Below are 26,335 nucleotides of genomic sequence, written 5' to 3' on the forward strand. Positions count from 1 at the left end.
ACTTAATCCAATTTTTAGTTCATTATTGTAAACGTCAGTAATGTTCGTAGGTGTTTTTATATGACGCTTGTTCCGTACTTCCTGACTGTCAATCTGACGGTGTCATGTGTTTTCATCCTGACATTTGCGTTCGTTGCCATTCAGGAACGGAACTATGCAGCCCCGCGCTGGTTCACGCTGGCATCCATAGCAGCAGCACTCGTTGCAATCTTCGGCTACTGGATCCCGCTTGCAGAAAATCCACGCCTATTGGTCCTGGCTTCCTTCTCGCTTCTGATGGCGGCGTTTCTGGCCATAACGATCGGCCTGCAAAGTATTTATCACCAGAAGATCGACTGGAAATTTTATGGCGGCTTCTTCCTTGCAGCCATCATCTGCAATCTGCTCATCTATGATCTGCCGCGAACGTCGTTTTTGCATCGCTTTCTTTATCAGTTGCCGCTCTGCCTCGCGCAGCTTTGGATGATCCGTGTGATCTATCTATCGCGTATGCCACGCCTGGTCGATAAACTGATGATGGCGCTCGCGATATTCAGCTGCATTTACTACCTTTCAAAAGCCTTCCTTATCGCTTGGCCGGGTTCCGATATGCGGCCGGAGGACGATGCCAACACGCTGCATGTCATCGTTTCCCTGGCAGTGGGTGTGCTGGTGCAGGTAGCGCGCGGACTGCTTCTTTTGCTTAGCACTGTGTCGCATATGGTGGGGGAGGCCAGCGAGCAATCGGAAGTCGATGAGCTTTCGCAGATTTATAATCGACGCGGTTTTGATCGGCATGTTTCCCGCGTTTTGGCGCGCAAGGGCGCTCGTATTCGCTATTCAGTGATTATGAGCGATCTGGATTTTTTCAAACGCGTCAACGATACCTATGGTCATGATGGCGGTGACAGGGTGATTGCAGCTTTTGGTAAGCTGCTCAAAACGCAATTGCCGAAAGCAGCGGTTGCCGCACGAATGGGCGGCGAGGAATTCGTTGTCTTCATTCCAGACAACGACATGGCGGCTGCGGAAGCTTTGGCGCAAAGCTTGCGAGAAGCTCTATGCGAGCTTCGCTTTACAGGCAAATCTCCGGCGTGGAGCCCGACGGCAAGCTTTGGTGTTGCCGAGCAGGTCGATGATGAGAGCCTTTATGAGACGATGCGCCGTGCAGATGCGGCACTCTATCAGGCGAAAAAAGCCGGGCGCAATCGTGTCCATATCGCTTGAAGTGCTGCAACCGCGTGAGACGGGTTGTTACTTGCCCGAGCCTTCGCGTTCCACTGCACGCCAGCCAATGTCTGAGCGATAAAAACCTTCCGGCCAGTCAATCTGCTTGACGGTGTCGTAAGCCTTGCTCTGGGCTTCGGCCACCGTTTCAGCAATCGCTGTTACGTTGAGAACGCGGCCACCATTGGCAATCAGGTTGCCGTCTTTTTCAGCCGTACCGGCGTGGAAAACTTTGAGCCCGTCAATGTCATTGAGCTGGTCGAGACCACGAATGATGCTGCCTTTCTTCACATTGGCAGGGTAGCCTTCTGCAGCCATAACCACGGTGAGGGCAGGCTGATCTTTCCACTCAAGCGATACTTCATCGAGCTTGCCGTCCACGGCCGCATTGATAAGATCAAGCAGGTCGGTTTCAAGGCGCATCATCAGCACCTGACATTCCGGATCACCGAAGCGGGTATTGTATTCGATAAGCTTCGGGCCGTCCTTGCCGATCATCAAGCCCAGGAACAGCACGCCCGAGAAAGGTGCGCCAATTTCCGCCATGCCGCGCATGGTCGGTTCGATCAGTTCGCGCATGGTGCGCTCAACGATTTCGGGTGTCATTACAGGGGCAGGGGCATAAGCACCCATGCCGCCGGTATTTGGGCCGGTGTCGCCATCGCCCACGCGCTTGTGGTCCTGTGCCGAGCCAAGCGAGAGGGCAGTTTTGCCATCGCAAATGCAGAAGAAGCTTGCTTCTTCACCTTCAAGAAACTCTTCAACGACCACTTCGGCACCTGCAGAACCGAATGCGCCTTCAAAACAGGCATCGACCGCGTCCAGCGCTTCATCGAGCGTCATGGCAACAACAACGCCTTTGCCGGCGGCAAGTCCGTCGGCCTTGACGACGATAGGTGCGCCCACTTCACGGACATAGGCCTTGGCTTTTGGTGCATTGTTGAAGCGGCCATAGGCACCTGTTGGAATGCCAAAACGCGCGCAAAGATCCTTGGTGAAGCCTTTCGAGCCTTCAAGCTGGGCGGCAGCCTTGGATGGTCCGAAAACGCGAATATTCTCGGCTTGGAGATCGTCGGCGAGGCCCGCGACCAGTGGGGCTTCCGGGCCAACGACAACCAGATCGATTGCCTTGTCCTTGGCGAATGCGATGACCGCTGCGTGATCGGTTACGTCGAGCGTTACAAGTTCTGCATATTCGGCAATGCCGGGGTTGCCGGGCGCGCAATAAAGCTTTGTCAGCTTTTCGGAAGCGGCGAGTTTCCAGGCCAATGCGTGTTCGCGGCCACCAGAACCGATCAACAGAACTTTCATGCCTTGCTCCCTGCGCGTGAGATCAGTAAATGTTTATTGATACGGGTCTCTATTGCCCAACGCGTTTGCGAGCAAGGGCAGTACCGCGATTTTTGGATAAAAAGCGGGTGGAGCCGTAGCAGTTTCTAGAAAGCAGGCAATCATGCAGCAGTCAAAACCCAATGCAGGGTCCGGTATTGGGGCCAATTCAGATGTGCAGTCGCGCGATGTGCGCGGACGCGTGAAAGACGCGCCTTCGGGCCATTGGGTCTATCGCGTTCTTCCGCCATCGCTGTGGCCCTATGCGCAGCTTGCTCGCTGGGATCGCCCGATTGGTTGGCAGCTTTTGCTCTGGCCTTGCTGGTGGTCGGCAGCTCTCGTTGCGGGTGCAGGCGCGCAGCCTGGCGACGGTGCATGGTCCGTCATGCCCTCAATCTGGCACCTTGTCCTGTTTTTGGTTGGCTCAATTGCCATGCGCGGTGCAGGCTGTACCTATAATGATATTGTCGATCAGGATATCGACGATAAAGTCGATCGCACGCGGTCGCGTCCACTGCCATCGGGGCAGGTCACGAGCAGGCAGGCGAAGATTTTTCTCGTTTTGCAGGCGCTGGTTGGCCTTGCTGTGGTGCTGCAGCTTAACTGGTTTTCAATCGGGCTTGGTGTCTTCTCGCTGCTGATTGTTGCTGCCTATCCATTCATGAAGCGCTTCACCAATTGGCCGCAGCTGGTACTTGGTCTGGCCTTTTCTTGGGGCGCGCTGATGGGTTGGGCGGCCGCGGAAGGCTCTCTCGCATTGCCGCCTGTGCTGCTTTACATCGGCGCGATCCTCTGGGTGATCGGCTACGATACGATCTATGCCCATCAGGATAAGGAAGATGATGCGCTGGTTGGAGTGGGTTCAACCGCGCGGCTGTTTGGCAAACATACCAAGACTGCGCTCATGGTGCTTTATGGTGGAGCAATCGGTTTTTTTGCGGCGGCGTTTGCTGTTGCGCAGGTTCCGATGCCAGCACTTGCCGGTTTGCTGGCCGCTGGTGCCCATCTTTATCGCCAGATCATCGTGCTTGATATCGACAATCCCGATCAGTGTTTGAAACTGTTTCGTTCCAACAATATTGTGGGCCTGATCATCTTTCTGGGCCTCGTGTTCGGAAGCCTGTGGGTGGCCGTCAAACCGCTCGTCTGAATTAAAAAGGCCACCGAAACGGTGGCCTTTTTCTTATTTGGTTACGGATAAAGCCGATCTTTGTTCCAGTCGCCTTCAGGTGTGTCGCGGGTAAACAATACGCGGTCATGCAGGCGGAACGGACGGTCGTGCCAGAATTCGATGGAAACCGGGCGAATACGGAATCCGGACCAGTGAGAAGGCCTTGGAATGTCGCCGATGGCGTAACGAGCGGTATATTCGGCAACAGCCTTTTCAAGCGCAAAACGGCTTTCGAGCGGTCGCGACTGTTTCGATGCCCATGCTCCTATGCGGCTGCCGCGTGGGCGCGATGCATAATAAGCGTCGGCTTCTGCGTCGCTGACCTTCTCAACCGGCCCGCGCACGCGCACCTGACGGCGCAGCGACTTCCAGTGAAAGCACATGGCAGCCTTTTCGGCGGACAGGATTTCCTGACCCTTTTTGCTTTCATAATTGGTGTAGAAAACAAAACCGTGCTCGTCGAAATCCTTGAGTAGCACCATACGCACATTGGGCAGACCGTCAGGATCAACGGTGGCAAGTGCCAGTGCATTTGGGTCGTTCAGTTCGCTCTTGGTGGCGTCATTCAGCCATTCAGCAAAAAGTCGGAACGGTTCTGAGCTTTGGGTGAAATCGTCGCTGGTGTCTGTCATTTGCCGCTATTTCAGATATCTGGAAAACTTGGGTACGCGGAACTTCCTCCAATTCGTCCGCTTTGTCCATGGCTGAGAGCTGCGACGCATCATGCCAGCATGTTGTGTTTTCTCAACCAGGCTTCATACCATTGCGGCCATTGTTCCGTAGGCGTTCCCGTCTTACCCATGCCAAAGCCATGGCCACCTGATGGTATCGCATGAAACTCCACATCCACGCCTGCCTTCACACAAGCTTGCTGCATGATAAGGCTATTGGCTGGATTGGAAATCTGATCGTCATCCGCTTGCGTGAGAAAAACCGGAGGGCAATCCTTGTTAACATGGCTTTCAACCGACCACTCCCGCGTTGCTTCTTGTGTTGGATGCTTGCCAACAAGCGAGCGACGGGTCGATGTGTGATCATAAGGCGCTTCAAGTGTAATAACCGGATAAATCAGCGCCGCCGCATCTGGCCGGGCTGATTGTGTGTCGATGTCATCGACAGGTTCGTAAGACGCAAAAGCTGAGCGGGTCGCGGCAAGGCCCAACAAGTGCCCGCCAGCAGAAAAGCCCAGCGCACCGATCTTGTTTGGAGCAATCTGCCAGTCAGCCGCTTTCGCCCGCACCAGACGAAATGCTCTTTGAACGTCCTGTAGCGGTGCCAGTGGTCCTGCAGCCCATCCCTCAATTGGCAGTCGATAGGTGAGAACAAAAGCAAAAATGCCTCTTTTTGCGAGCCAGCGTGCAGCGGGATAAGACTCTTTGCCTTCCTCAATGCGCTTATATCCGCCACCTCCGGCAATGATCACTGCAGAACCGTTTGGCCGCTCAGGGTTGAATATCTCTAAGCCAGGTACTGCAATGTTTGTGACCGCGCCTCTCTTGGTTATATCAGGCGAACCGCTCGGGCCTCCGCCACCGGGTGGCGATGCAGGCCAAAGGGATAGGCGGCTGCTTTGTGATCGAACACTGATAATTGGCAAGCTGAATGCTGTGGTAAGCGCGGCGCCACCAATCAGTAAGTTACGGCGTGAAATCAAAGTTCATCCTCACTCGAACCGATGTTTCAGACTCTTGAATCTGCTCACTAATCATGGCGATTTTTGCCCGCAAAAGCTTGTTTTCGCAATTAACACTGAACATCTGCAATAGAAGCTCTGTCAGCCAACTTTATACCGTTGTCCTTTGGTAGCGATTTGTTTACCTTGCCCGCGAACCGCTTGTTAACCCCATACCCCCATATTCGCTACATCTTTAGGATGTATTTAAGGGAAGACCGTTGGCTGCTGAATCCGCTCGCCGCGACACACATGACGATTCTACGATTCTTGGTATGGCTTTTATTCGCCGTGCAGCGCTCGTTATGGTTGTTTTGCCGCTGGCAGGCTGTGCGATGGGTGGCGTCAGTATTGAGAAGGCTGTGCCCGATTCGTCTACAATCACGGGTTCAGTCAAACCAGCACAAAAGACAGAAACAGATACGGGCAAGCTTTCGGACCAGTCCACGATCAAGAGTGTCGTTTCGGCGCTTGATTTCACCCAATGGGGCAAGAAGCCAGTGCCGTGGGCTAATCCTGATACGGGTAGTCAGGGCACGATTACCACGATTGCCGAGACCAAATCTGACGATGGCCTCTGCCGGAAATTCGAGACCTCTCGTGAGGCTTTTGACGGTGTTTCGATCTATCGCGGCGAAACCTGTATGCAGCGCGGCGGTCAGTGGACACTCACCTCATTTGCACCGATCTAAGCTTTTTTGAAAACATCCCTTTGTAAGTCTGGAAGTTTTCCGGCTTCGTGCGCATATTATGGCAAACTGAGTCTAGCGACTGAGATTACAGTCATTTTTCCAAATGAGGACTATATATGCGCGATCCCTATAGCGTGTTGGGCGTCGCCAAAACGGCGAAGCCCGAAGAAATAAAATCGGCATTTCGCAAACTGGCCAAAAAGCACCATCCGGATCAGAACCAGGATGATCCGAAGGCTCAGGAGCGTTTTGCGGAAGTTAACCAGGCCTATGAAATCGTCGGCGATAAAGACAAGCGCGGACAGTTTGACCGTGGCGAAATCGATGCAGAAGGTAAGCCATTGTTTCAGGGCTTTGCCGGTCAGGGTGGCGGCTTTGATGGGCATGCCGGTTTCGGCGGCGGAGATCCGTTTGCGGGCTTTCGTCAGCGTGGCGGCGGGCAACAGGGTGGCTTCGGTGGCGCTGAAGACATTCTCAATGATTTGTTTGGCGGCGCTTTCGGCGGCGGGCGCGGTGGCGCACGTCAACAGCGCGGGCCGGTCAAGGGCAGTGATCTTTCAGCGTCGATCAATATAACGCTGGAACAGGCTGCAGGTGCTGACAAGGTTGAAGCCGTCTTTCCCAACGGCAAGCATCTGAAGATCAAGCTGCCGCAATTCGTCGAAGACGGCCAGACAATCAGGCTCAAAGGTCAGGGCGAGCACGTCCTGGGCGGAACACCCGGCGATGCGCTGGTCACGATCCACTTCAAACAAAGCGCACGTTTTAGGCTTGAAGGTCGCGATGTGCATGTCGATCTGCCGGTCGAGCTTGAGGATGCCGTCCTGGGCGGTAAGGCTGAAGTCGAAACGCTGAGCGGTCGTATCGCCGTCAAGGTTCCGGCTTGGTCCAACTCAGATAAGGTTCTGCGCCTTAAGGGTAAGGGCCTGCCACTGAAGGCTGGCGGTCATGGCGACCTTTATGTTCATGTCCGCATCATGCTGCCGGAAGGTGGGGATGCCGAACTTGAAGAGTTTTTGCGCAAGCGCAAAGGCGAATAAGTCAAAATCGTTATAAAACCAATGCGGGGATTAACTGCTAGAGCTGCATTTAATCCCCGCAAAAAGGCTATGTAGTGTCTTTTGCGTCCTCAAACGATGCTCAAGCACAACTCTGTTGTGCGATAAAATCACAATACCCGGCTTTTTATGCGCAATTGCTTGAAGCTGTTGCAAGCCTGTGCGATAGGGCATCTAGTTGATTATATTTCGATGAGGACCCTTAATGACCGCAAAGTCAGGTTTGTTGCAGGGCAAGCGCGGATTGATTCTGGGCGTAGCCAACAACCGTTCCATCGCCTGGGGTATTGCCAAGGCCGCTCGTGAAGCTGGTGCGGAACTCGCATTTACCTATCAGGGTGATGCGCTGAAGAAGCGCGTGGAGCCGTTGGCCGAAGAATTGGATGCTTTCGTTGCAGGACATTGTGATGTTGCTGACGGCGCAAGCATTGATGCTGTTTTTGAAGCACTTGAAAAGAAGTGGGGCAAGCTCGACTTCGTCGTTCACGCCATTGGTTTCTCCGACAAGGATGAACTGACCGGCCGTTACGTCGATACCAGCGAAGCGAACTTCCAGAACACCATGCTGATTTCGGTTTATTCGCTGACGGCAATTTCGCGCCGCGCCGAAAAGCTGATGGCTGATGGCGGCTCCATTTTGACGCTGACCTATTACGGCGCTGAAAAAGTCATGCCGAACTACAACGTCATGGGCGTTGCAAAGGCTGCTCTTGAAGCAAGCGTCAAGTATCTGGCCGTTGATCTTGGCCCGCAGAATATCCGCGTCAATGCGATTTCGGCAGGTCCTATCAAAACTCTGGCTGCATCCGGCATTGGTGACTTCCGCTATATTCTCAAGTGGAACGAGTATAACGCACCGCTGCGCCGCACGGTTACGATTGATGAAGTGGGCGATGTTGGCCTTTACTTCCTCTCTGACCTCTCACGCTCGGTCACGGGTGAAGTTCACCACGCTGACAGCGGCTACCACGTCATCGGCATGAAGGCTGTTGACGCTCCGGATATCTCAGTCGTTAAAGACTGATTGTTGTAAGACGAAATCCCGAAAAGTTGACCGACTTTTCGGGATTTTTCTTTTGTCTTTCCGTCAGCGGGAAGGTTATCCAAAGAATGGGCGCCAGCATAATGTGCGCCAGAAAATCATTTAGCGGCAGATAGAGGTAACGCTTTGGCTCGGGAGATCATCTACTTTTCGCGTCACGGTGAGACGGATTGGAATGTCTCGCAGCGCATTCAGGGGCAGCTTGATATTGATATCAACGCCCATGGACGTACCCAGGCAGACCGTAACGGCGATATGCTGAAGTCGCTGATTGGCGACGGTGCCGGTTACGATTTCGTTGCAAGCCCACTGCGCCGCACACGCGAAACAATGGAGCGCATTCGCCTGCGCATGGGTCTCGACCCATATGATTTCCGCACTGATCCGCAGCTTATGGAAGTGAATTTCGGCGATTGGCAAGGCTTCATGATGGAAGATATTGCCAAGGAACGTGATGACCTTGTGCAAGCGCGCGCTCGCGATAAGTGGAACTTCATCCCGCCGGGCGAAACGGCTGAAAGCTATATGCGTCTTTCTCAGCGTATCGGGCGCTGGGTTGAAGCGGTCGAATGGCCAACCGTCTGTGTGACGCATGGCGGCTGCATTCGCACCCTGTTTTATCTCTATGGTGATATCGACGGCCACGATGCTGCAAATATCTCCATCCCGCAGGACAAGATATTGAAGTTCGAAAACGGCAAGCTTGATTGGGTTTAAAGCATTTCCAGCAAACGTGCGAAGCGATTTTGCATAGGGATAATGCGTAAAAACAAAAAGATAGAGCGGTTCCAACGGTTCAATATTAACTGGAACTGCTCTTAAAAGCCGGGTAGCTTTTGGTATCGATGTGCTGCGTTGTTGCGGTCGTTGAAAAGCCCTACCTAGCGAGTGTTCATGTCATTCAAACGCTTTGCGGTTATTGCTGACATTCATGGCAACAGTGATGCGCTGGCAGCCGTGCTTGCTGACATTGATGCCCTGAATATCCAAACCATTATCAATCTCGGCGATCATTTAAGTGGACCGCTCGCTGCGCGCGAAACAGCGGATATGCTGATGGCGCGTGAGATGATTGCAATTCGTGGCAATCATGACCGTTGGCTGGTTGAAAAAGCCGTGGAAGACATGGGCCCATCTGATCGCGTTGCCTATGACCAGCTGGAAGAGCGGCATCTTGCCTGGCTGCGAGATATGCCCGCAACCAAAGTTCTCGCGGATGGCCGCATTTTTCTGTGCCATGGCACGCCCACGAGTGACGCGACTTACTGGCTCGAAACTGTGACTGCTACTGGCGATGTCGTGCTGAGGCCGAAAAAGCAGATTGAAGCGGAAGCAGAAGGCATTGTCGCATCACTGATCCTCTGCGGTCATACGCATACGCCGCGCGTTGTGCGGTTGAGCGATGGTCGCCAGATCGTCAATCCCGGCAGCATTGGCTGTCCCGGCTATGATGACGATCATCCCGTGCCACATATTGTGCAGACCGGAACGCCGAATGCGTCTTATGCCGTAATCGATGATGACGCAGGGAATTGGCAGGTTACATTCCGCAGTATCCCATATGACCCATCTCGAATGGCTTTGCTTGCTGAGAAGGTAGGCAGGGAAGAATGGGCAAATGTCATTCGCACTGGATGGCTTCGCGTCGAATAAGCGCGTGAGTTTTCGGTTTCTTGCCATTTGGCAAAATTATGCTATCTTTCCGCCATAAGGAAGGTATGCCATGGAGCTTCAGCCAATCAGCATAACGCCTGCGGGCAATCTGTCGAAGGTAATCACCGACGAAGAAGCGGGCGCATTGGCGCGCACCACGGTCAATTTGTTCAAGGCGTGGAAACTGTCAGATACGGAAGCCAGTACGCTTTTGGGTGATATGTCCCCGCGCACATGGGCGCGCTGGAAAGAAGGTAGCATAGGTCGCATCGACCGTGACTTACGGACGCGTATGGCGCATCTTATGGGCATTCACAAAGGCCTGCGCTACATGTTCCGCGATGCTACGCGCGGCTACACCTGGATCAGAAAGCCAAATGCCGCATTCGGCGGTTTGTCGGCGCTCGATCTCATGTTGCGTGGTGAAATTTCAGATCTTGCTGCACTGCGAGAATGGCTCAATGCGGAGCGCGGCGCATGGTAAGCGGACTGGCTCAAAAGCAACATGTTCACTGGCCACAGACTTTCCGCATCATCCGCTCCATTCATCCGCCAATCGACCTGTTTGAAGATATCGCTGATCCGCGTGATTGGGAAGCGCTGGCTTCGGTCGAGGAAAAGACAAACCCGCGCATTCGTTTCGAAATTGGCGATCTTGGCAAGGTGCCTGCTGATCGGCGCGTTGCCGGGCAGGGTGCAACCTATGTGATGGCGCCTTTCGTACATTGCTCGACAGCGCGTCCGGGGCGTTTCAGCGACGGCAGCTACGGCATTTATTATGCCGCTGATCGTGAAGATGTGGCGGTGACGGAAACCATCCATCACCATGAAAAATTCATGCGTGCAACCAATGAAGAACCCGGTTGGACTTCCGATTTTCGGGTGCTGATTGGCAGCGTCGAAAGGGAACTGGACGATGTGAGCAAAGTACCAGGCGTGCTTGATCCGGTTGACTATGGGGCTTCACATATTGAGGGAAAAGATCTGCGCGCAGCGGGAAGTAACGGACTTCTCTGGCCAAGTGTGCGGATGCGCGGTGGCTCTTGTATCGGGATTTTCTGGCCGAATGTTATAACGATTCCCGTTCAGGGTCGGCACTACAGCTATCACTGGAATGGAACCCGCGTCGATTTTGTTCGCCAGTACGACACGGGGCTAGTGCTTGCGGTAAGCTGATCTTAAGGGGCTTCCTGAATGTCGGTGACGAAGCGCGTATTGTCGGCTTCATCATAAAGAATGATGACCTTCATGCCTTTGTTAATAGCGGAATAATCAAACTCTCCCGGCAACTTATAGGTCTTGCCGTCATCCAGTGTAATTGTTTCCTTATCCTGATTGATGCCGGTGATCTTGCCTTCGACATCATCCGCCATGGCAACGGTCGAAAAGAGCGAGGCAATAATGAAGAGCAGTCCCACAATATACTGCATGGGTGTCATCCTCCTTTTGAGTGCCCGACCGTCAACTGACTGATTCGACACGAATTGCATTTTGCGCAATTGCTTCCCTCAAAGTTTGTATGAGCCGACAGTATGGGCTGAAACTAAAGGGCGCAACTTGATTGTGGGCGCATTTTAGCCGACGGAATGTGTCAAAAAGAATGCGGTATGTGGATGATCCGATGGAAATTTTGCGAACGGTATGTGGCTAATCCCAGCTATAATTTGACCGTTGCTCAAAAGGCCAATAAAACCGGCCCATATCTTGCCGGCAAAGGCGCTCCGTAATCAGGCTTAGCTCATGTCTCATAACAGTTTCGGTCATCTGTTTCGCGTAACCACCTGGGGCGAAAGCCATGGTATTGCGCTTGGTTGTGTCGTGGATGGTTGCCCTCCTGGCATTACCTTTACCGAAGCCGAAATTCAGTCCTATCTCGATAAGCGCAAGCCGGGTCAGTCGAAATACACGACGCAGCGTCGCGAGCCGGATCAGGTTCGTGTGCTTTCTGGTGTGCTTCTGGGCGACGATGGCGTCACCATGACCACCACCGGCACGCCGATTTCGATGATGATCGAAAACACCGATCAGCGCTCCAAGGATTATGGTGATATTGCAAAGCAGTATCGTCCGGGCCATGCCGATTATGCTTACGACGTCAAATACGGCATTCGCGACTATCGCGGCGGTGGTCGTTCCTCGGCACGCGAAACCGCAGCCCGCGTTGCGGCTGGCGCAATTGCTCGTAAGGTTGTTCCGGGTTTGCAGGTGCGTGGTGCGCTCGTCTCGATGGGCGTGCACGACATTGATCGTTCGCGTTGGGACTGGAACGAAGTCGATAACAACCCGTTCTTCACGCCGGATGCTGGTTCTGTGGAGGTCTTCGCGGACTATCTGGATGGCATCCGTAAGAATGGCTCTTCCATCGGCGCGATTATTGAAATCGTCGCAGATGGCGTGCCTGCAGGCATTGGCGCACCGATCTACGGTAAGCTTGATCAGGATATCGCCAGCCTGCTGATGTCGATCAACGCCGTGAAAGGCGTCGAAATTGGCAACGGCTTTGAGGCTGCACGCCTGACAGGCGAAGAAAACGCCGACGAAATGCGTATCGGTAATGATGGTCAGCCGATGTTCCTGTCCAATCAGGCGGGCGGCGTGCTTGGTGGTATTGCAACGGGTGCGCCCGTGGTGGCACGCTTTGCAGTGAAGCCGACGTCATCGATCCTGACGCCACGCAAATCCATTGATAAGGACGGCAAAGAAGTGGATGTGATGACCAAAGGACGCCACGATCCTTGCGTGGGTATTCGCGCTGTGCCGATTGGCGAAGCGATGGTCGCTTGCGCAATTGCCGATCACTATCTGCGCCATCGTGGACAGACGGGTCGCGTTTAAAAGCATTTCCAGCAAAAGTGTGTAGCGGTTTTGCGTAGGATAATGCGTGTAAGTGAGTTCAGTTTCAGGAACTGAGGGCCGGTTTTCGACTGAAGCTGTGGTACAACCATTGAGGCTGAAATGAGCTATAATCAGAAACAGGTCGTTGATGCGCTGCGCGCTTTTGAGCGTGGCGAAATTGTTGTGGTCATGGATGATGACGGGCGCGAGAACGAAGGCGATCTGATCGTTGCAGCCGTTCACTGCACGCCGGAAAAGATGGCCTTCATCGTTCGTTACACGTCGGGCATCGTCTGTACGCCAATGACGCGTGATGAAGCCAAGCGTCTTAATCTGGCGCCGATGGTGGCGGAAAATGAGTCCGCTCATACAACGGCTTTCACAGTCACGGTTGATTATCGCCACGGTACAACGACCGGCATTTCGGCCGAAGACCGCACGCTCACTGTCCGCAACCTCGCAAATCCGAATGCCGGTGCTTCGGATTTCGTGCGTCCCGGCCATATTTTTCCGCTAATCGCCCGCGAAGGCGGTGTGTTGATGCGCTCCGGCCATACGGAAGCAGCTGTTGACCTCTGCAAGCTCGCAAATCTCCCGCCAATCGGCGTGATCTGTGAGCTGATCAATGATGATGGCACGGTCATGCGTGGCCCTGATGTGACGGCATTTGCTGAAAAGCACACGCTGCATCGCGTTACGGTAGCTGATCTCATAGCCTATCGTCAGCGCAAGGAAACGCTGGTCAAGCGCATCAGCGACGCGCCAGTCAAGACCTGTGCAGGCCCAGCCCATGCCTATACCTACGAATTGCCGTGGGAGCCGATGCAGCATGTCGCTGTTGTCTTTGGCGACATTCGCGACGGCGAAGAAGTGCCTGTCCGTCTGCACCGCGAAGACGTGATCAACGATGTTTTCGGCAGCAGTGGCAACAATCTCGACGAGATCATGAAGCGTATGGGCAAGGAAGGTCGCGGCGTTCTGGTTTACCTGCGCGAAGGTTCTGTCGGTGTTCGCGCAGATCACCGTGATGCGCGTGCGCGTGAAGCGCTGCTTGGCGAACACGAAGCCCATGCGGAAGCTGTTGCTCGCGAAGAAGAATGGCGCCAGATCGGTCTGGGCGCACAGATTCTGAAAGACCTGGGCATCACATCGATCGTGCTTTTGGCATCGCGTGAGCGCCATTATGTTGGTCTTGAAGGTTTCGGCATTAATATCGCCCGCACCGAAATCATCTGACACAGTGTTGTCGGCTAAAGATGCTACAGGATCGCAATGACAACACGGCTTTACTGGCATCCTACCTATCTTGAACATATCGTGCCGCCCGGACATCCCGAGCGGCCTGACCGTATTCGTGCGCTGATGAGCGAGCTGGACGGGCCGGATTTTTACCGTCTCGACCGTGTGGAAGCGCAAATGGCATCAGAAGATGCGATTCTGTTTGTGCACCCCGAAAGCTATGTCGACGAAATCCGCAAGCAAATTCCTGATGGCATAGACGATGAGGAAGCGCCGCAACCGATCAACAAGCTTGGCGTCGATACCTATGTGAGCCCGAAAAGCTGGGAAGCAGCATTGCTAGCCATTGGTGGCGCAAATGCTGCCGTAGACGATGTGTTTTCCGGGAAAGCTGATAACGTCTTTGTCGCTTCACGCCCGCCCGGTCATCATGCCGAGCTGTCAACGGCAATGGGCTTCTGCCTGTTTAACAATGTTGCTATCGCAGCGCGTCATGCGCAGCGCAATCATGGCGCGGAACGCATCGCAATAGTTGATTGGGACGTGCATCACGGCAACGGCACGCAGGATATCTTCAAAGATGATCCGAGCGTTCTTTACTGTTCGACGCACCAGTTTCCGCTTTTTCCTGGCACAGGCCGGAAAGATGAGGTGGGTGTCGGTAACATCGTCAATGCTCCGCTTTCGCCCAATACCGGCAGCCGCGAATTTCGCGAGGCATTTAATAGTCGTGTATTGCCTGCTTTGGACAACTTCCGGCCAGATTTGATCCTTATTTCGGCTGGCTTCGACGCGCATTTCCGCGATCCTCTTGCCGAGATCAATCTCGATGAATCGGATTTCGATTGGGCGACGGGCAAGCTCATGGAACGTGCTGAACGGTTCTGCAATCACCGACTGGTGAGTGTGCTTGAAGGTGGATATGATCTTGAGGGCTTGTCGCAGTCCGCGTCTTCTCATATTACGCGGCTGTTGAAAGGATAAACCATGGTAACCGAACCGTCCAACACCGACATTGCAGTTATGAGCTTTGAGGATGCCTTGAAGCAGCTTGAGAAGATCGTCGATGATCTGGAGCGGGGCGATGTGCCGCTGGAAGAATCCATCCGCATCTATGAGCGTGGCGAAGCGCTGAAGAAGCATTGCGATACGCTGCTCAAATCTGCAGAAGACAAGGTCGAGAAAATTCGCATTGGCCGTGACGGTCAGCCAGCGGGTACAGAACCGCTCGACGCTGAATAAATCTCAGACTTAAAACATCGCCTTGAGCTGGGCGGCGTAGGGCGCAAGCACGCCGCTCAGGAGATAGGGCCCTAGTCCCCAGACAAGTGTCCAACCTGCAGCGCCAATCACATTGGCAGCCAGAAAATGCATAGGGTTCATTTTCATGGAACCTGCGACAATGCCGTTTAATTGTCTAAGCAGGACGACAAAGCGCGCTGTCGCGACCACATAGATACCCTTGCTTTCAAACATTTTCTCGAATTTCTCGAGACGCTCCGGCGTCAGTTTCACGTAGTGCCCGTATCGCAGAATGAGTGCGCGCCCGCCAAAGCGTCCAATCGCATAGCCGGTACAATCACCTAAAACCGCACCAACAAACACGGCTAAAATGACCATCTCGATATTGAGTGTGCCATGCAGCGCTAAGAGCGAACTTGCAATCAATGCGCTTTCACCGGGAAGCGGTGCGCCAAAAGACTCGAAATAGACGATGACGAAAAGGGCCAGCGCGCCGTAGGCGGCGATATAAGGCTCAATAAAGCTCATTCGGAAACCACGCTAAACATAAAAAGGCTCCGGCGCGAACCGGAGCCTAAGCACTATAGTTGGTTTTGTTAGCCGATGGAACGCTTGCCGGTGATCTTGTGGTAAGCCCACAAGACGATAATGGAACCGATAATTGCAATGATCAGGCTCATTGGATCAAATGCGCCTGTGACGCCTCGACCGAAAAGAGCGGAAGAAAGAACGCCGCCAACGATTGCTCCGACAATGCCCAAAGCAATGTCGAAAAACACCCCCTGACCGCTTTTATTGACGATTTTGCTGCCGATGAAGCCGGCAATCAAGCCTAATATAATCCAGCTTATTACAGACATCTAATATCTCCGATTGCGAAAATAAGGTTTTGCATCAGACAGTTAGAAAATTTTCACAATAGTTTCGATTTGGCAAGGTATAATGCTTGTCAAAGGCGGAAACTTATTTCACCTTAACTTATCGCGTGTGAGAAAACCACAGCGACCAACAGGGAGTATCGTGTGATGGGAAGTTATGACGACAATTCCAACAATTCGCCGATCCCCGGCGGCAGCCTTGCCAAGCCGGTTCTGATCGCGCTCGGTGCGCTTCTGGTCGGCAAGATGCTGAAAGGGCATAGTGAGGAGCCTGAACAGCCAGCTTCCATTCCAGACCAGTCTGCTCCTCAGCAGGCGGATAACGGTGGCGGTCTGCTTGGCGGCATTCTCGGTGGCCTCGGTGGTTTGCTGGGTGGTGCGCTCGCAAGTGGCGGTGCAGCTTCCGCACCGACTGCTCCCGGTCCACTTGGCGGCGGCTTAGGCGGTCTTCTCGATCAGCTCAAACAGGCAGGTCTTGGCGATAAGGTGGATTCCTGGGTTGGGCAGGGCAACAATCATCAGATTGAACCAGGTCAGCTCGGAGATGCACTCGGCCAGAAGACGTTGAGCGAAATCGCTGCTCATGCAGGGATTGATCAGCAGGAATTGCTTAATCAGCTATCGCAGGTTCTTCCGGGGTTGGTGGATAAGCTCACGACCAACGGACAGGTGCCAGACACAAACGAATTGTCGCGCCTGTTGCACAATCGCTAATACGGTCTTATTTTTCTACATCACGCACCGGCAAACGGCTTGCCGGTGCGCTTTTATTTGGTGGCAGTCCGATGAGTTTTTTCCCTTGTCCTGATCCGGTTCTTGGCGACAAGACTTCCGTAGATGCAATTGAAACTCTGGTCATTCCGCGTACGAGCGATATTGGCGGGCTGGAAGTGCGTCGGGCTTTGCCGACCGTACGCAGGCGTCTGGTTGGGCCTTTCATTTTCTTTGATCGCATGGGACCGGCAGTTTTAAAGGATGGCGATGCGCTTGATGTCCGCCCGCATCCGCATATCGGTCTATCTACCGTGACCTATCTTTTCGATGGTCATATCCGCCATCGTGACAGCCTCGGCACTGAAATGGTCATCCGTCCGGGGGATGTGAACCTCATGACGGCAGGTCGTGGCATTGTCCATTCCGAGCGTTCGCCTGAAGAAGAACGCAATGGGCCGCTGTCGATTTCCGGTGTGCAGACATGGCTTGCGCTGCCGGAGCAATTTGAAGAAATCGATCCGCATTTCTATCATACCAATTCGCCCGATCTGCCACTGATGGAAGATCGCGAGTTTAACGGGCGTTTGATTATCGGCTCGCTGCATGGCGTTTCATCGCCGGTGATCCAGCACGCAGAGACACTTTATGCCGATATTGAAGTGTTGCCTGGAGGGCGCTTTCATATCCCGCCGACTACGGAAGAGCGCGCAATCTATACGCTACGCGGCAATGTCGGCATTGGCGGCGATGTGTTTCCAGCGGACCGCCTGCTGGCTTTCCGTCCGGGTGATGACATCGTGGTGCAGGCTGGCCCTGACGGCGCGCACTTTATGCTATTTGGTGGAGCCGCACTTGGTTCCAGGCGATATGTCTGTTGGAATTTCGTTTCGTCTTCCAAAGAGCGTATTGAACAGGCCAAAGAGGAATGGCGCACTGGACGCTTTGATATTGTTCCGGGTGATGAAGAAGAATTCATACCTTTGCCGGAATGATGGAGCATTTCCAGTAAAAGTGCGAAGCGGTTTTGCGTTGGATAATGCGACAAAACAAAAAGCCGCTGCATAGGACAACATGTCTCGCTGGGCACAATGTGATCTTTGGTCCGCTTGATCTGCGTATAATGCTGCTATACCGACAAACCAAAATCTTACCAGAAACAGGTTGTTTCAATGTCCCGACCCATTACCCCGCTGCTCGACAAGGTGCCAACGCCTGATGCCTTGCGCGAATTGCCGGAACAGGATTTGCCGAAGCTTGCGGAAGAACTGCGCGCCGAACTGGTCGATGCAGTCTCCACAACGGGCGGGCATCTCGGGGCGGGGCTTGGCGTGGTGGAACTCACCATCGCGTTGCATCACGTCTTTGACACACCGCACGACCGCATCATTTGGGATGTGGGCCATCAGGCCTATCCGCATAAAATTCTGACCGGACGCCGCGACCGTATCCGCACTCTCAGGCAGGAAAACGGTCTGTCCGGTTTCACCAAGCGCGCTGAAAGCGAATATGACCCATTTGGTGCCGCACATTCCTCGACCTCCATTTCGGCAGGTCTTGGCATGGCTGTCGCGGCTGATCTTTCTGGCGAAAAGCGCAATGTGATTGCCGTCATCGGCGATGGCTCCATGTCGGCTGGCATGGCCTATGAAGCGATGAACAATGCCGGTGCGCTTGATGCGCGCCTCATTGTCATTCTCAACGACAATGACATGTCGATTGCCCCGCCGACAGGTGCCATGAGCGCCTATCTGGCGCGTCTGGTATCTGGCAAGACCTATCGTAGCGTGCGTGAAGCCGCAAAGCAGGTTGCCAAGAAGCTGCCGAAGTTCTTGCAGGACAAGGCGCGTAAATCGGAAGAGTTTACGCGTGCGTTCTTCACCGGCGGCACGATGTTTGAAGAGCTTGGCTTTTACTATGTCGGGCCGATTGATGGTCACAACCTCGACCATATGCTGCCGATCCTCAAAAACGTGCGTGACACGCAGGACGGCCCCGTGCTGATCCATATGGTGACGCAAAAGGGCAAGGGCTATGCGCCTGCCGAAGCTGCTGCCGACAAATATCATGGCGTCAACAAATTCGACGTCATCACCGGCAAACAGTCGAAGCCACCGGCAAATGCGCCAAGCTATACCAAGATTTTCGGCACAAGCCTCATTGAGGAAGCTCGTCACGACGACAAGATCGTCGCTGTTACGGCTGCCATGCCAACCGGCACCGGCCTTGACCTCTTCGGCGAAGTCTTCCCAAAGCGCACTTTTGATGTGGGCATTGCCGAGCAACATGCGGTGACGTTTGCAGCGGGCTTGGCATCTGAGGGCTATAAGCCATTCTGTGCGATTTATTCGACCTTCCTCCAGCGCGGCTATGATCAGGTCGTGCATGATGTGTCGATCCAGAACTTGCCCGTGCGTTTCCCCATCGACCGCGCCGGTCTTGTTGGTGCCGATGGTCCGACCCATGCGGGTTCGTTTGACACTGGCTTCCTTGCAGCGCTTCCGGGCTTTGTGGTGATGGCTGCGTCTGACGAAGCCGAACTGCGCCATATGGTGCGCACGGCGGCGGAATATGACGAAGGCCCGATCTCCTTCCGCTATCCGCGTGGCGATGGTGTCGGCGTAGAATTGCCGGAACGTGGCTCTGTGCTCGAAATCGGCAAGGGTCGTATCGTGCGCGAAGGCACCAAGGTCGCACTTTTGTCATTCGGCACGCGCTTGCAGGAATGCTTGGGCGCCGCCGACGAACTGGCCGCTGCTGGTCTTTCCACAACGGTTGCCGATGCTCGTTTTGCCAAGCCGCTTGATCATGATCTCATCCGCCGTCTTGCGCGTGAGCATGAAGTGCTGGTCACGATTGAAGAAGGCGCTGCGGGTGGCTTTGCCGCCCATGTGCTGCAATTCCTGGCGACTGACGGTCTGCTGGATCGTGGCCTCAAGGTGCGTGTGCTGACCCTGCCAGATACCTATCAGGATCACGCCAAGCCGGAAGTCATGTATGCCAATGCCGGTCTTGACCGCGCTGGCATCGTGCATACAGTCTTTGCAGCACTGGGCCGCGAAGAAATCGCGACACCTTTCCGCGCCTGATTGATGAGCGAAGCATCAACGGATAACCGCCCGCGTCTCGACCAGTTGCTGGTCGACCGCGGGTTGTTCGCCACGCGCTCGCGTGCGCGTGACGCCATTCAGCGTGGCACGGTGAAGGTTGACGGCAAACCCGTCACCAAGCCGGGGCAAAATGTTCTGCGCACAGCAGAACTAAGCGTGGATGATCCTGCAAGCGCCTATGTTTCGCGTGGTGCGCTGAAGCTTATCGCGGCACTCGATCATTTCCATCTCGATGTGAAGGGCGTGACCGCGCTTGATATTGGCGCATCGACCGGCGGCTTTACACAAGTGCTTCTGGAGCGCGGCAGCAATCATGTCATCGCCATTGATGTCGGCCATGACCAGTTGCACGAGAGCCTCCGCAATGACCCGCGTGTCACCAACAAGGAGGGCGTCAATGCCCGTGCGCTGGATGTCAGCCACCTTGATGGCCGTGATATTGGCTGCGTTGTTTCGGATGTGAGCTTCATTTCCTTGAAACTCGCTTTGCCACCGGCATTGGCCTTGGCGCAAAAAGATGCTATCTGCGCGCTTCTCGTAAAGCCGCAGTTTGAAGCCGGGCGCGAAGCCATCGGCAAAGGTGGCATTTTGCGTGACCCGAAAGACGGCGAACGCATTGCGGAAGAATTGAAATCATGGCTTGAGACGCAGCCCGGTTGGCGCGCGCTCGGCCTTTGCCCGTCACCCATTGAGGGCGGCGATGGCAATCATGAATATCTCTTGGCAGGAAAGAAAGACCAATGACGACGCCAGCAACTGGGCAAGTAACAATCCGCTCGATGGGTGCGGGCGGCGATGGCGTCGCCAATCTTCCCGATGGTCAGCTCTTTGTGCCTTTCACACTGCCCGGCGAAGTGGCCAATGTGGCGCGTGACAAGAACCGCGCGACAGTGATGGCATTGCTCGAAACCTCACCAGAACGCCAGGACCCAGCCTGCCAGCATTTTGAAGATTGCGGCGGTTGTGCTTTGCAGCATTGGCAGGATGAGCCTTACCGCGCATGGAAGCGCGAACTGGTGGTTTCAGCCTTAAAGGGCAGGGGCCTTGATGTGGAAGTGGACGAACTGGTCGCTTGCCAGCCACAGTCGCGCCGCCGTGCAACCTTTGCTGCGCGCAAGACGGAAAAGGGCGTGCTGCTTGGCTTTAACCGACACCAGAGCCACGAGATCATCGATATAGTCGAATGCGCGGTTACAGTGCCTGAAATCATTGCGCAGCTCGATGATCTGCGCGAGGTAGGCGCGCTGATTGCTCCCGGTTCCAAGCCGTTCAAACTGGCGGCAACCGTAACCGCATCGGGCCTTGATCTGGCGGCAAGTGGCTGCGGTACGCTGAGCGACGAGCAGCGCCGTGCGCTCACCGCACTTATGATGAAAAAGGATTTCGCGCGTCTCTCGCATGAAGGCGAAATCATCGTCGAGCCTAAAAAGCCGATCATTCATTTTGGCAAAGTGCCGGTTCCGGTGCCTCCGGGTTGCTTCTTGCAGGCAACGGTTGAGGCCGAAGAAGCGATGGTTTCGCTCGTTCAGGCGCATCTTGGCAAATCCAAGCGCGTTGCCGATCTCTTCTGTGGTGTTGGCACCTTCGCGCTGCGCATTGCAGAAAAGAGTGCGGTCCACGCGATTGAAAACGATGCGCCAGCACTCGCCGCCCTTGATCGCGGCGTGCGCCATGTGCAGGGGTTGAAGCCTGTTTCGGTTGAACGCCGTGATTTGTTCCGCCGTCCGCTGATGCCGAAGGAACTGCTGCCTTATGATGCGGTGGTGTTTGATCCGCCGCGCGCGGGCGCTGAAGAGCAGGCACAGGAACTGGCCAAATCCAAGGTCGGCAAGGTGGTTGCCATCTCGTGCAATCCTGTAACGCTGGCCCGCGACCTCGCTATTCTGGTGAAGGGCGGCTACCGCATCACCCGCGTTACACCGATTGACCAGTTCCTCTGGTCGCCACATGTCGAAGCCGTGGCGACGCTGGTGAAGCGTTAGACCGCAATTTTTCGCAATCGCTTTGTTATCCGACAGGGGCGTTTGCTAAGGCCTGTTGCCGCTTTTTCCATTCAACTTGAGTATTTTTTGAACACACCACTGCAATAAATTCATCGGGGTTATTTGATGCGAAATCTCGAACCGCAATGCGGCCTCGCTCTAAGTACCTTGGATGTTTAGTGAGTTCTTCGGCAGCGGTGTGGATTTCGTCGCCTTCTTTTTTATCCCAAAAACCAAGATGCGAAGCGACTTTTCGTAAGTGGACTTCGTTCCATGGAATACCCATTCCAGAATGTTTTCTCTATTTCTGGCTTTAACGCTCGAGCTGCTGGTCGAGGCAGCATCGGCTTCCGTGGGTCTTTATCTGAAAAAGTTGTAAGATCGATACGCCCTTTAATTTCATAAGCTGGAGCGCCATGGTCATCTACCAATCTAGCTCTATCAATGATGTTAAGATTTCGAGCAGCTTCATCTGGAAGGTATAATGTTACGTTGTCGCCTGCGCTTTTGAAGTCTGAAAAGTCAGCTACTGAGACTCGATCAAAACCAATTGCTCTCGCTCTATCGAAAATACTCAATATTGATGATTGGACTGCTTGGTCCCGTCTTTCGAGCATCCCTCTGAACTCATCACTAGACGCTGGAAGTGACCTCCCGGCCCGCCGATTGTAAATGATCCCGGGCTGTAGAACCGTTTTATTTTTTGCGCTGTTTGTTTGGCACTCTTTTACGGCAATTACGGGCGGCTTATGTAGTGGAGATACATTTAAAACTATAATGTGATTGTCGTTTAAAATGTGTTCTTCGACACTAAAGTCAGGAGCTGGTGAAAGATACTTGCAGATAAAGTCGTCAAATACGGCCTCGTCGGGAAACGCATTTGGCACAACGCCACATACAAATCGTGGTGAATCCGTAATACCGAAAATAATTTTTCCACCACCAGTGTTTGCGAACGCTGCAATAGTCTTAAGACATACTTTTCTGGTGTTCTCGTCACAGTTTTCTTTAAATTATAAATCTCTACGTTCACGTGATTTTACCTTTAAGCGCCCGTCCGCTTGCTGCTCGATTCCAAGGATTTCGGCTATCGTTTCTGACAATTATTCCCCCCCCCACACTGCGTATGTAGTTGAATGATCAATTCTATCGTCATTGTTCATCAAGGACAAAGCGGGGTACTTTTTATAATAATGGTATATTCGGCATCTTGGTGGGGTTCTCTATATCAACGCCCTCTCCACTGCCGCTTCCGCATGTAACCGTGTTGTGTCAAATACCGGCACGGGGCTGTCTTCTTGACCAATCAGCAGCATGATTTCGGTGCAGCCGAGAATGATCGCTTCCGCGCCGCGCTCGACGAGGCGCTGGATCACCGCGCGGTATTTTTCGCGTGAGGCATCGCGCACTTCGCCAACAACCAGTTCCTGATAGATGATGTCATGCACGGTTTTGCGGTCGGCATCGTCGGGCGTCAGTACTTCAAGCCCATGCTTAGAGGCGAGGCGGCCTTTGTAGAAATCCTGCTCCATCGTGAAAGCGGTGCCGAGAAGGCCTACTTTGGTGAGGCCTTGGGCCTTGATCTTTTCGGCTGTCGGGTCTGCAATATGCACAAGCGGGATCGACGTGGCGCTTTCGATGTCAGCGGCCATTTTATGCATGGTGTTGGTGCAGATGAGGATGAAATCTGCGCCGCCTTTTTCAAGGTTTTGCGCGGCTTCAATCATCAGCTTTGTCAGTTCGTCCCATTTGCCCTGATGCTGGAGATGCTCGATTTCAGCAAAATCCATCGACCACATCAGGCTCTTTGCCGAATGCGTGCCACCAAGCCTTGCACGGATTTCCTGATTGATGATGCGATAATATTCCTGCGAGCTTTCCCAGCTCATCCCGCCAATCAATCCAATCGTTTTCATCAAGCCCTCCCGGATATAATGAAGGGCGGATCGCTCCGCCCTTGTTCTTCAATCACGCAGAATGGTTCAGTCCGGTGATTACATCTTTTCGATGATTTTTGGATCGCCTTCATGCGCGCGGCCATTGGCAGCGAGGATTGCAGGCACGATATCTTTGGCCTGATCGATCACCAGCGGCTTCACCTGATGCGCGGTGTGCAGGAAGCCCTCATTTGTCATGTGCTCAAGCAATGTGAGCATTGGCTGCCAGAAATTGTTGATATTGGCGAAGACCATCGGCTTGCGATGCTTGCCAAGCTGCGCCCATGTCATCATTTCCACGATTTCTTCAACCGTGCCAATGCCGCCTGGAAGGGTGACGAAAGCGTCAGACTTCTGGAACATCAGATGCTTGCGCTCGTGCATGTCGCCGACGATGATGAGTTCAGTCAGCTCCTGCGCCTTTTCGAGGCTTGCTTCCTTGTCGAGCAGGAATGTCGGGATGATACCGGTGACTTCTCCACCAGCTTCCATCACACCCTGTGCAACCGCGCCCATGATGCCGCGCGTGCCGCCGCCATAAACAAGGCGAATGTCGTGTTCTGCAAGAGAACGACCGAGCGTCAGACCTGCTTCACGATAGATTGGATTTAAGCCCGTTGAAGAGCCGCAATAAACACAAATGGATCGAATCTCAGACATGATTTCTTGTGCGCCTTTGGCGTTTGAGCGTCAAGCTTTGGCTAGACTTTTCAAGCCAGACCTATAACTCTGGAAAGGTAAAATTTTGACAGGGAGTTCGATGGAATGAAGAAATGGATTTTGTTGGCAGGTCTTTCGCTGGCTGCGTCGAATGCATCGGCAGGTGAGATCACGATCCAGCTCCCTGACGATGTTGATGTGACTGTAAATTCAGTGCTCTACAAATGCGGTGATCAGAATGTTTCTGCAACCTATTATAATGCGGGTGATAACTCGGTTGTTGAGCTTGAAATGGAAGATAACACGGTCATCGCAGCCAACGTCTTTTCCGGTTCCGGTGCTAAATATGCGGGCGGGATTTACGTCTGGTGGACCAAAGGTGAAACTGCCGATTTGTATAATCTGATGGATGATCCGGACCAGGAAAAGCCGATCAGCTGCAAGGAAGAGTAATTTCACAGCAATAATCATTCGGATAGCGCTCGCAATTCGGCTCAACTTCTTGTGAGGTGCAGAAAAAAGCGATAAACCCGGAGGTTAATTTATCTCTTGTGGGTTTCGGGCCGAATGCAAAACTATAGATATGGGGTTATCGGTGTTCTTCTCGTCCTCGTTCTTGGCGGGGGTGCATATTATTGGAATTCGCTGAAAGAGCAGGCTGTTACGTCGGATTCGGGCATTGCTGCAAAGGCTCCTGAAACCGGCAGTTTGCCAAAGTCTGCTGAGACGCAAACGCCCGCTGCAACACAAGAGCCAGAAAAACCAGCGGATGCTCAGCCGCAGCAATTGACTGAACAGCCTGCGCCAGAGGCAGCAAAAGAAGCGCCGAAAGAAGCGAAAGTTCCGGTCTTCGATATTCTGCGTGTAGAAACAGATGGTTCTGTCGTAATTGCCGGTCAGGCTGCTGCGAATGCCGCCATCGAAATCATTTCCGGTTCCAAGGTGCTGGGGACGGCTAAGGCCGGTGAAAACGGCGACTTCGCTATCGTTCTCGATCAGCCGCTTGAACCGGGCGATCACCAGCTGGTGCTGCGTGCTGGCGGTGAGGGCGGCAATGTTGCAACCTCTGCGCAAACTGCGATTGTTTCCGTTCCCGATAACAGCAAGGGCCAGGTATTGGCGCTGGTTGAAGAGCCGGGCCAGGCCAGTCGCCTGATCACCAAGCCAGAAGTCCCAGCTCAGCAAACGACCGCTTCAACCGCGCCGGATGCAGCTCCTACCGAAACCGCGCCGCAGGCTAAGCCTGATCCCGATGCGCCGATTGCCATCGAGGCTGTCGAGATTGAAGGCGACAGGGTCTTTGTTGCAGGTAAGGCCAATGGTCCGAAGGATGGAAACAGCGTTGTTGTGAACGCCAATGATATCATGCTTGGTGCCAGCCCGATTTCGCCGGAAGGTCGTTTTCTGGTGCAGAGCCAGAAGCCCCTCGCAGTGGGCGACTACATTATTCGTGCTGATCTTCTCGATAGCTCTTCTCGTGTGATTGCCACAGCGCGCGTGCCTTTCCGCCGCGAAGCTGGCGAAAATGTTTCGGCTGTTGCTTCGGGAACTGGCGATCAGAACTCCAGTGCGGGAGAAGCAGCCAGCGCCACACCTTTGCAGAAGGTGGAAGGCTCTGTGATCATCCGAAAGGGTGATAATCTCTGGACGATTTCGAAGCGAACATATGGTCAGGGTACACGATACACGACGATCTATCTCGCGAACCGCGATCAGATCCGTAATCCTGACCTAATTTTGCCGGGACAGGTCTTTGTAATGCCGCAGCAGCCGCTCGGTGATGACGAAGTGCAGCGCCGACTGCAGGATTCCGCAAACTGATATAAATCGGCAATATCTGTTTTGTGAACGCAGTGTCCTTTAGAAAGGATGCTGCGTTATATTGCCTTTTTGAGTATAATCGTATATCGTCGATTTA

General features: G+C 53.8%; 29 protein-coding genes and 1 pseudogene. 20 read left to right on the forward strand and 10 right to left on the reverse strand.

The features are described 5' to 3' along the window. Nucleotides 1-60 precede the first annotated feature (60 nt). The gene (locus tag ABWV94_RS00100; protein ID WP_007873723.1) at nucleotides 61-1,206 is read left to right on the forward strand and encodes a GGDEF domain-containing protein; all 1,146 of its coding nucleotides are present in this window, start codon (nucleotides 61-63) and stop codon (nucleotides 1,204-1,206) included. A 27-nt stretch (nucleotides 1,207-1,233) separates the two neighbouring features. Here the strand turns inward: ABWV94_RS00100 and purD are convergent, their stop codons facing one another. After that, a complete protein-coding gene (gene purD / locus ABWV94_RS00105) occupies nucleotides 1,234-2,517 on the reverse strand; it encodes a phosphoribosylamine--glycine ligase (protein WP_113498395.1) in 1,284 nt (427 codons plus the stop codon). A 142-nt stretch (nucleotides 2,518-2,659) separates the two neighbouring features. Between purD and ubiA the strand changes: the two genes are divergently transcribed. Then, nucleotides 2,660-3,685, forward strand: a complete 1,026-nt coding sequence (ubiA, locus tag ABWV94_RS00110) for a 4-hydroxybenzoate octaprenyltransferase (RefSeq protein WP_105518225.1) — start codon at nucleotides 2,660-2,662, stop codon at nucleotides 3,683-3,685. Between the two features lie 41 nt (nucleotides 3,686-3,726). Here ubiA and pdxH read toward each other — a convergent pair whose 3' ends face one another. Both pdxH and ABWV94_RS00120 read right to left on the reverse strand, forming a co-directional pair. Then, complete coding sequence (gene pdxH, locus ABWV94_RS00115; protein WP_007873737.1) at nucleotides 3,727-4,338, reverse strand: pyridoxamine 5'-phosphate oxidase; 612 nt, start codon at nucleotides 4,336-4,338, stop codon at nucleotides 3,727-3,729. 89 nt (nucleotides 4,339-4,427) lie between these two features. Further along, on the reverse strand, nucleotides 4,428-5,360 hold the full coding sequence (locus ABWV94_RS00120; RefSeq protein WP_113498393.1) for an alpha/beta hydrolase: 933 nt from the start codon (nucleotides 5,358-5,360) through the stop codon (nucleotides 4,428-4,430). A 239-nt stretch (nucleotides 5,361-5,599) separates the two neighbouring features. On the opposite strand from ABWV94_RS00120, the gene ABWV94_RS00125 reads away from it, so the two are divergent. The 7 genes from ABWV94_RS00125 (at nucleotide 5,600) to ABWV94_RS00155 (ending at nucleotide 10,999) form a co-directional block, all read left to right on the forward strand. Then, nucleotides 5,600-6,070: an RT0821/Lpp0805 family surface protein gene (locus ABWV94_RS00125; RefSeq protein ID WP_241270807.1), complete on the forward strand. Its 471-nt coding sequence runs from the start codon at nucleotides 5,600-5,602 to the stop codon at nucleotides 6,068-6,070. A 116-nt stretch (nucleotides 6,071-6,186) separates the two neighbouring features. Continuing rightward, nucleotides 6,187-7,110: a DnaJ C-terminal domain-containing protein gene (locus ABWV94_RS00130; RefSeq protein ID WP_007873742.1), complete on the forward strand. Its 924-nt coding sequence runs from the start codon at nucleotides 6,187-6,189 to the stop codon at nucleotides 7,108-7,110. Between the two features lie 223 nt (nucleotides 7,111-7,333). Continuing rightward, nucleotides 7,334-8,152 (forward strand): enoyl-ACP reductase FabI, encoded by an 819-nt coding sequence (gene fabI, locus ABWV94_RS00135; RefSeq protein ID WP_007873744.1) that lies wholly within the window; start codon nucleotides 7,334-7,336, stop codon nucleotides 8,150-8,152. A gap of 144 nt (nucleotides 8,153-8,296) precedes the next feature. After that, nucleotides 8,297-8,887 (forward strand): histidine phosphatase family protein, encoded by a 591-nt coding sequence (locus ABWV94_RS00140; protein ID WP_007873745.1) that lies wholly within the window; start codon nucleotides 8,297-8,299, stop codon nucleotides 8,885-8,887. Between the two features lie 177 nt (nucleotides 8,888-9,064). Next, nucleotides 9,065-9,823 carry a metallophosphoesterase family protein gene (locus ABWV94_RS00145; RefSeq protein ID WP_353412416.1) on the forward strand — a complete coding sequence of 253 codons (759 nt, stop codon included), beginning with the start codon at nucleotides 9,065-9,067 and terminating at the stop codon, nucleotides 9,821-9,823. A 70-nt stretch (nucleotides 9,824-9,893) separates the two neighbouring features. Further along, nucleotides 9,894-10,307, forward strand: a complete 414-nt coding sequence (locus tag ABWV94_RS00150) for an MbcA/ParS/Xre antitoxin family protein (protein ID WP_113498389.1) — start codon at nucleotides 9,894-9,896, stop codon at nucleotides 10,305-10,307. Further along, nucleotides 10,301-10,999, forward strand: coding sequence for an RES family NAD+ phosphorylase (locus ABWV94_RS00155; RefSeq protein WP_113498388.1), 699 nt, complete (start codon nucleotides 10,301-10,303; stop codon nucleotides 10,997-10,999). Before ABWV94_RS00150 ends, ABWV94_RS00155 begins: the two co-directional genes overlap by 7 nt. 2 nt (nucleotides 11,000-11,001) lie before the next feature. On the opposite strand, the gene ABWV94_RS00160 is transcribed toward ABWV94_RS00155, so the two are convergent. Continuing rightward, nucleotides 11,002-11,253, reverse strand: coding sequence for a DUF1344 domain-containing protein (locus ABWV94_RS00160; protein WP_079211564.1), 252 nt, complete (start codon nucleotides 11,251-11,253; stop codon nucleotides 11,002-11,004). 310 nt (nucleotides 11,254-11,563) lie between these two features. On the opposite strand from ABWV94_RS00160, the gene aroC reads away from it, so the two are divergent. From aroC to ABWV94_RS00180, 4 genes are all read left to right on the forward strand, one after another. Continuing rightward, nucleotides 11,564-12,658 carry a chorismate synthase gene (aroC, locus tag ABWV94_RS00165; protein WP_113498386.1) on the forward strand — a complete coding sequence of 365 codons (1,095 nt, stop codon included), beginning with the start codon at nucleotides 11,564-11,566 and terminating at the stop codon, nucleotides 12,656-12,658. A 120-nt stretch (nucleotides 12,659-12,778) separates the two neighbouring features. Continuing rightward, nucleotides 12,779-13,894, forward strand: coding sequence for a 3,4-dihydroxy-2-butanone-4-phosphate synthase (gene ribB / locus ABWV94_RS00170; protein WP_113498384.1), 1,116 nt, complete (start codon nucleotides 12,779-12,781; stop codon nucleotides 13,892-13,894). A 36-nt stretch (nucleotides 13,895-13,930) separates the two neighbouring features. Continuing rightward, nucleotides 13,931-14,881, forward strand: coding sequence for a histone deacetylase family protein (locus ABWV94_RS00175; protein WP_113498382.1), 951 nt, complete (start codon nucleotides 13,931-13,933; stop codon nucleotides 14,879-14,881). A gap of 3 nt (nucleotides 14,882-14,884) precedes the next feature. Then, complete coding sequence (locus tag ABWV94_RS00180) at nucleotides 14,885-15,139, forward strand: exodeoxyribonuclease VII small subunit (RefSeq protein ID WP_007873761.1); 255 nt, start codon at nucleotides 14,885-14,887, stop codon at nucleotides 15,137-15,139. Between the two features lie 9 nt (nucleotides 15,140-15,148). Here ABWV94_RS00180 and ABWV94_RS00185 read toward each other — a convergent pair whose 3' ends face one another. Beyond that, complete coding sequence (locus tag ABWV94_RS00185; protein ID WP_113498380.1) at nucleotides 15,149-15,667, reverse strand: DedA family protein; 519 nt, start codon at nucleotides 15,665-15,667, stop codon at nucleotides 15,149-15,151. Nucleotides 15,668-15,735: 68 nt separating this feature from the next. Then, nucleotides 15,736-15,999, reverse strand: a complete 264-nt coding sequence (locus tag ABWV94_RS00190) for a GlsB/YeaQ/YmgE family stress response membrane protein (RefSeq protein ID WP_007873766.1) — start codon at nucleotides 15,997-15,999, stop codon at nucleotides 15,736-15,738. 165 nt (nucleotides 16,000-16,164) lie between these two features. On the opposite strand from ABWV94_RS00190, the gene ABWV94_RS00195 reads away from it, so the two are divergent. The 5 genes from ABWV94_RS00195 to ABWV94_RS00215 all read left to right on the forward strand — a co-directional run bounded on the left by ABWV94_RS00195 (nucleotide 16,165) and on the right by ABWV94_RS00215 (nucleotide 21,820). Next, complete coding sequence (locus tag ABWV94_RS00195; RefSeq protein ID WP_079211567.1) at nucleotides 16,165-16,731, forward strand: YidB family protein; 567 nt, start codon at nucleotides 16,165-16,167, stop codon at nucleotides 16,729-16,731. 71 nt (nucleotides 16,732-16,802) lie between these two features. Continuing rightward, nucleotides 16,803-17,723: a pirin family protein gene (locus ABWV94_RS00200; RefSeq protein WP_353412420.1), complete on the forward strand. Its 921-nt coding sequence runs from the start codon at nucleotides 16,803-16,805 to the stop codon at nucleotides 17,721-17,723. A 177-nt stretch (nucleotides 17,724-17,900) separates the two neighbouring features. Beyond that, on the forward strand, nucleotides 17,901-19,817 hold the full coding sequence (gene dxs, locus ABWV94_RS00205; protein ID WP_113498378.1) for a 1-deoxy-D-xylulose-5-phosphate synthase: 1,917 nt from the start codon (nucleotides 17,901-17,903) through the stop codon (nucleotides 19,815-19,817). 3 nt (nucleotides 19,818-19,820) lie between these two features. Then, nucleotides 19,821-20,582 carry a TlyA family RNA methyltransferase gene (locus ABWV94_RS00210; protein WP_113498376.1) on the forward strand — a complete coding sequence of 254 codons (762 nt, stop codon included), beginning with the start codon at nucleotides 19,821-19,823 and terminating at the stop codon, nucleotides 20,580-20,582. Then, the gene (locus ABWV94_RS00215) at nucleotides 20,579-21,820 is read left to right on the forward strand and encodes a class I SAM-dependent RNA methyltransferase (protein WP_113498374.1); all 1,242 of its coding nucleotides are present in this window, start codon (nucleotides 20,579-20,581) and stop codon (nucleotides 21,818-21,820) included. Before ABWV94_RS00210 ends, ABWV94_RS00215 begins: the two co-directional genes overlap by 4 nt. 25 nt (nucleotides 21,821-21,845) lie before the next feature. On the opposite strand, the gene ABWV94_RS00220 is transcribed toward ABWV94_RS00215, so the two are convergent. The 4 genes and pseudogenes from ABWV94_RS00220 to ABWV94_RS00235 form a co-directional block, all read right to left on the reverse strand. Continuing rightward, nucleotides 21,846-22,106, reverse strand: coding sequence for a hypothetical protein (locus ABWV94_RS00220; RefSeq protein ID WP_162761731.1), 261 nt, complete (start codon nucleotides 22,104-22,106; stop codon nucleotides 21,846-21,848). Then, nucleotides 22,042-22,821: pseudogene (locus ABWV94_RS00225) on the reverse strand (AlbA family DNA-binding domain-containing protein); the annotation flags it as partial. The gene ABWV94_RS00220 and the pseudogene ABWV94_RS00225, both read right to left, overlap by 65 nt. Nucleotides 22,822-23,043: 222 nt before the next feature. Beyond that, nucleotides 23,044-23,736, reverse strand: coding sequence for an aspartate/glutamate racemase family protein (locus tag ABWV94_RS00230; protein WP_113498370.1), 693 nt, complete (start codon nucleotides 23,734-23,736; stop codon nucleotides 23,044-23,046). Nucleotides 23,737-23,814: 78 nt separating this feature from the next. Continuing rightward, nucleotides 23,815-24,417: an LOG family protein gene (locus tag ABWV94_RS00235; protein ID WP_113498368.1), complete on the reverse strand. Its 603-nt coding sequence runs from the start codon at nucleotides 24,415-24,417 to the stop codon at nucleotides 23,815-23,817. A gap of 105 nt (nucleotides 24,418-24,522) precedes the next feature. On the opposite strand from ABWV94_RS00235, the gene ABWV94_RS00240 reads away from it, so the two are divergent. Together ABWV94_RS00240 and ABWV94_RS00245 are read left to right on the forward strand one after the other, a co-directional pair. Beyond that, nucleotides 24,523-24,870 (forward strand): MliC family protein, encoded by a 348-nt coding sequence (locus ABWV94_RS00240; RefSeq protein WP_113498366.1) that lies wholly within the window; start codon nucleotides 24,523-24,525, stop codon nucleotides 24,868-24,870. Nucleotides 24,871-24,984: 114 nt separating this feature from the next. After that, nucleotides 24,985-26,238 carry an Ig-like domain-containing protein gene (locus tag ABWV94_RS00245; RefSeq protein ID WP_064320264.1) on the forward strand — a complete coding sequence of 418 codons (1,254 nt, stop codon included), beginning with the start codon at nucleotides 24,985-24,987 and terminating at the stop codon, nucleotides 26,236-26,238. Nucleotides 26,239-26,335: the final 97 nt, after the last annotated feature.

This window comes from Brucella sp. NBRC 12953 (assembly GCF_040369775.1).
Lineage (GTDB): Bacteria > Pseudomonadota > Alphaproteobacteria > Rhizobiales > Rhizobiaceae > Brucella > Brucella pseudogrignonensis.

What these genes read in the sequence shown, in the direction of transcription:
- ABWV94_RS00100 (WP_007873723.1), top strand. Translation starts at nt 61, where the DNA reads ATGACGCTTGTTCCGTACTTCCTGACTGTCAATCTGACGGTGTCATGT.
- purD (WP_113498395.1), bottom strand. Translation starts at nt 2,517, where the DNA reads ATGAAAGTTCTGTTGATCGGTTCTGGTGGCCGCGAACACGCATTGGCC.
- ubiA (WP_105518225.1), top strand. Translation starts at nt 2,660, where the DNA reads ATGCAGCAGTCAAAACCCAATGCAGGGTCCGGTATTGGGGCCAATTCA.
- pdxH (WP_007873737.1), bottom strand. Translation starts at nt 4,338, where the DNA reads ATGACAGACACCAGCGACGATTTCACCCAAAGCTCAGAACCGTTCCGA.
- ABWV94_RS00130 (WP_007873742.1), top strand. Translation starts at nt 6,187, where the DNA reads ATGCGCGATCCCTATAGCGTGTTGGGCGTCGCCAAAACGGCGAAGCCC.
- fabI (WP_007873744.1), top strand. Translation starts at nt 7,334, where the DNA reads ATGACCGCAAAGTCAGGTTTGTTGCAGGGCAAGCGCGGATTGATTCTG.
- ABWV94_RS00145 (WP_353412416.1), top strand. Translation starts at nt 9,065, where the DNA reads ATGTCATTCAAACGCTTTGCGGTTATTGCTGACATTCATGGCAACAGT.
- ABWV94_RS00150 (WP_113498389.1), top strand. Translation starts at nt 9,894, where the DNA reads ATGGAGCTTCAGCCAATCAGCATAACGCCTGCGGGCAATCTGTCGAAG.
- ABWV94_RS00155 (WP_113498388.1), top strand. Translation starts at nt 10,301, where the DNA reads ATGGTAAGCGGACTGGCTCAAAAGCAACATGTTCACTGGCCACAGACT.
- ABWV94_RS00160 (WP_079211564.1), bottom strand. Translation starts at nt 11,253, where the DNA reads ATGCAGTATATTGTGGGACTGCTCTTCATTATTGCCTCGCTCTTTTCG.
- aroC (WP_113498386.1), top strand. Translation starts at nt 11,564, where the DNA reads ATGTCTCATAACAGTTTCGGTCATCTGTTTCGCGTAACCACCTGGGGC.
- ribB (WP_113498384.1), top strand. Translation starts at nt 12,779, where the DNA reads ATGAGCTATAATCAGAAACAGGTCGTTGATGCGCTGCGCGCTTTTGAG.
- ABWV94_RS00175 (WP_113498382.1), top strand. Translation starts at nt 13,931, where the DNA reads ATGACAACACGGCTTTACTGGCATCCTACCTATCTTGAACATATCGTG.
- ABWV94_RS00180 (WP_007873761.1), top strand. Translation starts at nt 14,885, where the DNA reads ATGGTAACCGAACCGTCCAACACCGACATTGCAGTTATGAGCTTTGAG.
- ABWV94_RS00185 (WP_113498380.1), bottom strand. Translation starts at nt 15,667, where the DNA reads ATGAGCTTTATTGAGCCTTATATCGCCGCCTACGGCGCGCTGGCCCTT.
- ABWV94_RS00190 (WP_007873766.1), bottom strand. Translation starts at nt 15,999, where the DNA reads ATGTCTGTAATAAGCTGGATTATATTAGGCTTGATTGCCGGCTTCATC.
- ABWV94_RS00195 (WP_079211567.1), top strand. Translation starts at nt 16,165, where the DNA reads ATGGGAAGTTATGACGACAATTCCAACAATTCGCCGATCCCCGGCGGC.
- ABWV94_RS00200 (WP_353412420.1), top strand. Translation starts at nt 16,803, where the DNA reads ATGAGTTTTTTCCCTTGTCCTGATCCGGTTCTTGGCGACAAGACTTCC.
- dxs (WP_113498378.1), top strand. Translation starts at nt 17,901, where the DNA reads ATGTCCCGACCCATTACCCCGCTGCTCGACAAGGTGCCAACGCCTGAT.
- ABWV94_RS00210 (WP_113498376.1), top strand. Translation starts at nt 19,821, where the DNA reads ATGAGCGAAGCATCAACGGATAACCGCCCGCGTCTCGACCAGTTGCTG.
- ABWV94_RS00215 (WP_113498374.1), top strand. Translation starts at nt 20,579, where the DNA reads ATGACGACGCCAGCAACTGGGCAAGTAACAATCCGCTCGATGGGTGCG.
- ABWV94_RS00220 (WP_162761731.1), bottom strand. Translation starts at nt 22,106, where the DNA reads ATGGGTATTCCATGGAACGAAGTCCACTTACGAAAAGTCGCTTCGCAT.
- ABWV94_RS00230 (WP_113498370.1), bottom strand. Translation starts at nt 23,736, where the DNA reads ATGAAAACGATTGGATTGATTGGCGGGATGAGCTGGGAAAGCTCGCAG.
- ABWV94_RS00235 (WP_113498368.1), bottom strand. Translation starts at nt 24,417, where the DNA reads ATGTCTGAGATTCGATCCATTTGTGTTTATTGCGGCTCTTCAACGGGC.
- ABWV94_RS00240 (WP_113498366.1), top strand. Translation starts at nt 24,523, where the DNA reads ATGAAGAAATGGATTTTGTTGGCAGGTCTTTCGCTGGCTGCGTCGAAT.
- ABWV94_RS00245 (WP_064320264.1), top strand. Translation starts at nt 24,985, where the DNA reads ATGCAAAACTATAGATATGGGGTTATCGGTGTTCTTCTCGTCCTCGTT.